A 7,065-nucleotide genomic window follows, 5' to 3' on the forward strand; every position below is an offset into this window, starting at 1 on the left:
CTTGGTGGTTACGATGAGCCAGAAACCCTCCCTTATCAAATCGCCTCAAAATGTCCCATGAGCGCTGACGTCAGACAGTGGTGACCAGCAGCATCGCACAAATTAGTGCAAAAACACTCTGAATAGTCTTCATCTCGATGTACCTCATACTTTTTGTGGAAACCTGCATGAAGAACCGGTGCCCATCAAGCGTTTAAGCCCAACCGATACTACACCTTGACGAAGCAGGTATTTAAGGCACCGCGATAAATGACAGGAAAGTGCGCATTGCTGCCATTTAGCCCTCAATTGACTGACCGAAATCGTCAGATGACCGCTCTGAGCCCAAAGTTACCGTAATCTTTGACGCCTGAAGACGCCAGCAACCCGCCTAAATTTTCTCACATTCTTAGCCTAATATTTTGGGGCTAGTAGAGCCCTCATGCTTTCAACGCTATCGCGATACCTAACAAGGAATATCGGAAATGGCATCATCCGAACTCAAATACCGCTGCGTCTGTAAGGCTATAAAAGGTGTTGATGGCGGGCCTAAGTACTCTGCTAAATGGGTTGGCGCGAAAAGAGCTTCATTCAAAGTCTATGAGGATCAAATTGCCTGTGACTCATGGGTACTTCCCTTCGACGAGATCACCTCAGCAACTCTATTTAAAACTAAGCAATGGTTCATCCCTGTGGAGGTGCTAAAACTCGCGACCAAGACTGATAGCTATCAATTTGGTTTCAACCCTTGGGCACATCCTACGGATCATATGAATGTCCCAATTTCGGAACAACGTGTGCGACTGAGCTATTCCGCTTTCAGCATAGCGATTAGGGTTGTCTTGGTTGGAGCCGTTATCGCGTACTTGGCCATCTGAGCTGTTTCAACGGCAGCTTTGTCCGCAGATCCGACTTTAACGCTTAGAATCTTGCTGACATGCCCGAGCAAAACCGTCAGATGACCGTTATGAGCCCATAGCGGACACAACATTTCAAGATGATTTAACGTATATAGCACCTATTGGAGAATTGCATTTTGGCTCCAATGCAAACAAAGTTATCGCTCACAACGATAGGTTGGTACATGAAACTGGCGATTTCCATTATCTGTTTGATTGCGTGTTTCGTATTGGCTTCGCTGTACTTCAGTTTCGACCCAAAACAGGAAAATCGGCTATTCAGCTTAAATGAAAAATTCTCTGACACTTACTATTCGGTTTCCTGCCAAGGGGAAAAAGGAAAATTAACTTGCGATTTTCCCGACATCCCCGAGCACCTCGTTAAATTGTTTTGCGAAGTTAACAATTGTTCAGTCAAAGACAAGAAGCGGTACTTGTCTTCTAACCGCTTTGAGACCCTGTTGAAATTGTCGCGGGCAGAGCAAGAAAATCTAACGAATGTCCGTCTTTGCGATCCATTTTACGGAACATACGAAGAAAATGGAATCGAGCTTGCGATTTCATTTAACGCCTTCGCCGCGCGTGTGAAAGAAAGTTACAGGATGGAAATTCTCCACGTGATGGATTTCTATTATCGCGAGTCAGATAGATCGTGGTTTGTTGCAGGACATAATGAACCGCCTCGAAGCTTCTGTAGCCACGATGATAATGCCAAGATTGCAGATTTTATTGATACTATTTCGAGGCGATGACCAGAGCAAGTTTAGGATCTATCCAAAGTAAACTGCATGAGATGACAAGCACTATATTTCGATCACACTAACGGCAGCAAAGTCCGCATTGCAGACAATTTGTAACCCGGAGCAATGGTATCAATCTATCCCGTCGCTACCAGGTAAGCCGGAACACCGAAACCACACCAATTGTCCCCTATATGTCCCCCAGAAAGAAATTTGAGGCATAGTTGGCGCGTATTGGACTCATATAACTAATTGAATTTATTGGCGATCCCGGAAGGACTCGAACCCTCAACCTGCTGATTAGAAGTCTCAAGGTTCTTGTTTCTTTTGATTTCATCTACATACCTGTTGTTTCAGCAATATATTGAATTTAAACAAATATCCATTGTTTAACTATCTCATGGTTTCGTTTAATTTCGCATTGTGTGAAAGCTATGTGAAAGCTGTACTCTAACATGAAAATAAAACTCACCAAGCGGACCATTGATGGTCTTTCGCCGGAAGATAAGCAGTATCCAATCCGCGACAGTGACATCCCTGGTTTTTCGCTGAGGGTGTATCCCAATGGTCGTAAGGCCTTCTTTTTTCGGTATCGGGTCGGTGGTGGCAGAGGTGCGAAAATACGCGAACCTCGAATTGGCGATTTTGGATCCTTAACGGCAGATCAGGCACGAAACATCGCTAAGGACTGGACTGCAATTGTCCGTCAGGGTGGTGACCCAATGGGCGATCGCCAAGCCCAAAGGGATACTCCCACGATGGCTGAACTGTTTGAGCGATATTTAAATGATCATGCCAAGAGGCATAAAAAGCAATCCAGCGTGCGAAATGACGTCCGCATGATTGAGAAACGGCTTAATCCATTACTCGGCAAGAAGCAGGTAAATGCGGTTTCCAGGCAGGAGGTCAAAGCACTGCATTCAAGTTTAGAAGGCAAACCCTATGAAGCTAATCGAACTCTATCGTTACTATCGAAAGTGTTCAACTATGCCGCAGATGAGCTCGAATGGATCAAACGCAGCGAACATCCGGTAGTGGGCATCAAGCGCTACGCTGAGAAGAAGCGAAAACGATACTTGTCGGAGGCCGAGCTGGCAAGATTGGGAGACGCCCTGCGAAAAGCAGAACAGGGTCAACTCGACCGGCTGATCTCACCCTATGCCGTAGCAATGATTCGTTTGCTCGTCTTTACAGGAGCACGTCACGGAGAAATCCTGTCCTTGCGTTGGAACGAGGTAAATTTCGAACGGGCTTGTCTGGAATTGGCTGATAGCAAGACGGGAGAGAAAGATATCTTCCTTCCGCCGGCAGCTTTGCATATCCTTTCAGAACTCCTGCGGGTAGAGGGAAATCCTTTTGTCATTGTCGGTGGCAAACCTGGTAGCCACCTCGTGAACATCAAAACGCCTTGGGAAGCAATTCGGAGAGAGGCAGATCTTGCAGATGTGCGCCTGCACGATTTGCGCCATTCATTCGCAAGCTTCGGAGCTCGGGCAGGCATGTCGTTACCGATTATTGGTGCACTCCTTGGCCACCGCGAAACTGCGACTACAGCACGGTACGCTCATCTCTCCGATGATCCGTTGCGATCGGCAGTAGAATCGATCGGTTCGGAGATTGCCGAAGCGATGAAGGCCGATGGAAATGGCTAGGACTCCAACTCGCCAACTAGTCGAAGGACGAATTCATTATCTTTATGACAGTCACAGCGAATTGCCATGGAGAGAGATTGAGGCCGCCGTTGATAAGCAGTTCTTGGATAGTGAGCGAAAAGAGATCTATTTTTGTACAATGGAATATTCAGAGGAACTGTGCTGGCACTCAGGTGGTGCGAGAAAGGCAGATGTCACGAAGCTGCGGAATGAAATGCTCAAACCGATGGATGCGATCTGTAGGCTTGCGGAGCGTTTCCAACCTTTAGGAAACTCAATCATTGATCCTGAAGATAGAAAGGCCATGGATGCGCTGTCGCAGATGCATGCGGATGGCAAGATCAATCTTGGAACAGAGTTTCACAACGTTGCTGCATCTGTGAGCAATCTAGCCGTCAGGCTCAGGGAAATGACAACGTTCGAGCCTGATCAAACTGGTCAATCTCCCGAATTGTTCGGATTAGAAAAGTTTGTTGAGCAATCACTTTCAGGGGCAAACTCAAAGCCAGCTAAAAGATCTGCGGCCTTAATAGAAAATGCTGCCTCTGGCGTGAAAGAATACTCCAAATGGGGCATACCAATCGGCCCTAAGTCGAAGATCTTCCGGCTATTTGTGAACAGTGTTCTGAAGGAGAATTTCACTGAATATCAAGTAAGAGAGGCATTCAAGAACGTGCGAAAGAGATTTCGCCGCAATAACTCACCCGGTGGCAGGTAAGCAAACTGAGATAAGGGTGAATTCCAAGGGCTAGGTTATTTTATTCACCCTTATCGCCGAGAATTCGACGCTCCTTTACGCGAGGTGCAGAAATGTTCCGCAACCAAGTGGAGCATCTTGCTAAGGGCGGAAATATGGATCCATCGAATGCACTAGATGAACTACGGGCCACAAGTGAAGCGGCGCGGCGGCAAGAACTTCTGTCCCGCGATGATATCGCGCGCGAATACAAGGGGATAAGCCGACGCTGGTTGGAACTTGCTGCCTTGAATGGTCGCGGTCCGCCGATGGTTCGCCTTAGTGCGAGAATGGTGCGTTACCAACGCGGCGCATTCGAAGACTGGCTTGAGTCGCATGTCGTATCCAACACCTCCCAACAGACCAATACTTCGCGGGGATGTCAGAAATGAAAAAATACCCTTGGTTGAAATTCTATACATCCGACTGGCTGGCGGACCCTGGACTTAGAATGTGTTCGTCAGCGGCCCGCGGCCTTTGGATAGATATGGTTTGCATAATGCACGACGCAAAGCCCTATGGTCACTTGCTGATAGCTGAAAGTGTACCGACAGATGCACAGTTAAGTTCCATTGTTGGAATTCCTGTCGAGGAATTACAAAGCCTCTTGTCCGAACTAGAGAAAAGTAAGGTGTTCTCGAAAAAACGGTCGAGCGTGATCTACTCTCGAAAACTCGTTCGAATGCAGGAAAAAGTAGTTAAAGCTCGTAAAAATGGGATCAAAGGTGGCAATCCAAAGTTGGAGAAAGATATTGAAATTGAAGAAAAAAAGGACAGTCGCTTAACCAGGGAGGTTAACCTGGGGGTTAAGCCCCAGAATCCAGAACCCAGAATCCAGAAACAATCCGAAGCTGACGCTTCGGCCGGCAACGCTTCGCGACATTCAAAGAGCGTATTGTTTGACACCGGAGTGACATATCTCGTTTCCAAAGGCATCGACGAACAAAGAGCGCGGTCCTTTATTGGCAAGCTCCGAAAAACCCATTCAGATCTTGAAGTTCTGGCGTCGATTGAGGCATGCAAAGATAAGGGCGCAGTCGATCCGATTCCCTATATCGAAGCCATACTAAATGAGAAACGTCCCGAAATCGTAAAGCCAGAGATTTGGGATCGTCTGCAACATGGCGGATCAATTCAATGACATCCCTGCCCATTGATATAATGTCTCGTTTGCGGAGATTCCTCTATAGAAGAAGTGTTCCCTCGTTTATGCGAGGAGATGATCAAGCAATAGAAGATGAGTTAGCTGCGTTTCTCAAAATCATTGAGAAGTTTGCTCCTAGAGAACCCACGGCGTTTGAAACCTGGTGGGCGCGGTTGGAGGCTGACATTGGCAAGAGAAACATAACGCGCAGTTGGCCATCCGAAGGCGAAATTTACGCGAGTTGTGTTTCACTGATCAAGAAATCGGAGCCAAGGGTGCCCGCAAGGAATAGGTTGGATGCGCTAAAAATAAACGCCAATCGAATTCGAAATCGTGAAGCCGTTGGGGAGTATTGGATTCGGCATGGTGGAGCAGATTGCTTGCTGCGTGCTGGATTGGTCACAAAAGAAGAAATGAATCTCTATGCCAAAAAGGGCGCCGCCAATCTCACACAATAATTGAGCATACTTGATAAAAAGAGGCCAATAACCATGAAACACAGTCGCAAGCGATCAAACATCGTACCGTTGTCGCTCGATCCCAGAAGCACCAATGCTCTGAAGTACAAGCCCGAGTATTGCCAACTGATAATTAGGCGGGCGAAGCTTGGAGAGTTTCCCGAACAATGGTGTTCAAGGATCGATATTTCTCTGTCGACAATGTATAACTGGGCCAATCGATACCAAGAATTTGACCGTGCTTCTCAACTGGCCTGGACACACCTCACGTCCTATTGGACCCAGGCTGCATGGAAGGCCGCGTTGGGCGGGCCTGCGAATACACAGGTTTTGATCCATATTCTCAAGAAACGTTTCCCAGATACTTGGGGACACTCTGCGAGGAATACCCAGGCAAGCTTTCCAACCTCCTATGGCCCAGAGCCGAAACCACGGACCAGCCGTCCCAGCGATGACCTCGATGGCCCCTCGCTTGAGGAACTAGAGCAAGAACTGGCTGAACTCCGGCAAAGAAATAACATCTAAGACCTAACTCCGATCTAAACACGGTTTATCTCACAATTATCTGAGATTTTAGTTCGAGATAACATTCGGATAATTCAACAATAAGTCTGAGCTATCCCAAGCCTAAATTGCTGTTGCATCAAATTTGATTTGGAGTGTAGCGGGCACATTTTGAGGGATATCTGAACCCGCCAGCGATCAGTTTAGTCAGTGCGAGCGGGTCTGCATCACGCTCCAGTAAGACAAACCAATTCGCCATCGGCATCCTCTAGAAACAACAGGTCTTGGGGAACGTGAGCATCGCTCATTTGGCCCAGTTTCACTCCACCCAAGTCCGGTACGCTTCTCAGAGATCCTAGTGGGTCGATAACTTTGATCGTAGGCAACCAGCGGGACGCTAGATTATCCAAAGGTGAGTCATCCCAAGTTGCGGCGACGATTTGGCCCTGCACTGCAATCTTGTTCCGCGAATGATTTTCGTCGACTTGCGGCTTGCTAAACTCCCAATCAAACAGGCGCGCATAGAAATCACGCGGAAATGACCGATCAGCAGACAGGTAGACCTCATTACCAAATTGCCGCCTCGGCACCGGAAAGTTGTGACGCGACATTGCCACACCGATAGTTGCACCGTTTGGATCTCGCAAAAGCGCGTTGCGCCCGACGCCCGGAACATCGAAGGGCGGCCGCAACACCTCCCCGGCCAACGTCTCAGTCAGAACCGCAGTTGCGTCCACATCGTTCACCTCGACATAGGCCACCCATCCTGTGGACATGTCTGGGGGCGGGGTGACGATGCCTGCTCCGGCCTCACCTTCCTTAAGCGCAAGAACATAGTCTTGCGTGCCGCCGCCCCACGCGAAGTCGGTTGCGTGTTCGGTCACATACTCCCAAGCGGCGAGAGACTGATAAAAGGACATGGCGCGCTCACGATCAGTGGTGAACAGGTCATG

General features: G+C 48.2%; 8 protein-coding genes. 7 read left to right on the forward strand and 1 reads right to left on the reverse strand.

Going from position 1 to position 7,065, the window contains the following annotated elements; translation table 11 throughout:
• The first annotated feature begins 464 nt into the window (after positions 1–464).
• The 7 genes from LC334_RS22690 to LC334_RS22720 all read left to right on the forward strand — a co-directional run bounded on the left by LC334_RS22690 (position 465) and on the right by LC334_RS22720 (position 6,133).
• Entirely contained in the window at positions 465–857 is a 393-nt protein-coding gene (locus LC334_RS22690) for a hypothetical protein (RefSeq protein ID WP_085802600.1), read from the forward strand.
• Positions 858–1,063: 206 nt separating this feature from the next.
• Positions 1,064–1,630, forward strand: a complete 567-nt coding sequence (locus LC334_RS22695) for a hypothetical protein (RefSeq protein ID WP_139836564.1) — start codon at positions 1,064–1,066, stop codon at positions 1,628–1,630.
• A 443-nt stretch (positions 1,631–2,073) separates the two neighbouring features.
• A complete protein-coding gene (locus LC334_RS22700) occupies positions 2,074–3,270 on the forward strand; it encodes a site-specific integrase (protein WP_085802598.1) in 1,197 nt (398 codons plus the stop codon).
• Positions 3,257–3,988, forward strand: a complete 732-nt coding sequence (locus tag LC334_RS22705) for a hypothetical protein (protein ID WP_085802597.1) — start codon at positions 3,257–3,259, stop codon at positions 3,986–3,988. The genes LC334_RS22700 and LC334_RS22705 overlap by 14 nt, the downstream gene beginning before the upstream one ends.
• Positions 3,989–4,394: 406 nt before the next feature.
• Entirely contained in the window at positions 4,395–5,147 is a 753-nt protein-coding gene (locus tag LC334_RS22710) for a hypothetical protein (protein ID WP_085802595.1), read from the forward strand.
• Complete coding sequence (locus LC334_RS22715) at positions 5,144–5,608, forward strand: hypothetical protein (protein ID WP_139836563.1); 465 nt, start codon at positions 5,144–5,146, stop codon at positions 5,606–5,608. Before LC334_RS22710 ends, LC334_RS22715 begins: the two co-directional genes overlap by 4 nt.
• Positions 5,609–5,641: 33 nt before the next feature.
• The gene (locus LC334_RS22720) at positions 5,642–6,133 is read left to right on the forward strand and encodes a hypothetical protein (RefSeq protein ID WP_085802593.1); all 492 of its coding nucleotides are present in this window, start codon (positions 5,642–5,644) and stop codon (positions 6,131–6,133) included.
• A 206-nt stretch (positions 6,134–6,339) separates the two neighbouring features.
• Here LC334_RS22720 and LC334_RS22725 read toward each other — a convergent pair.
• A partial coding sequence (locus LC334_RS22725; protein ID WP_223413135.1) for a VOC family protein occupies positions 6,340–7,065 on the reverse strand: 726 nt, incomplete at its 5' end.

It is taken from the genome of Roseovarius aestuarii, assembly GCF_019966515.1.
Lineage (GTDB): Bacteria > Pseudomonadota > Alphaproteobacteria > Rhodobacterales > Rhodobacteraceae > Roseovarius > Roseovarius aestuarii.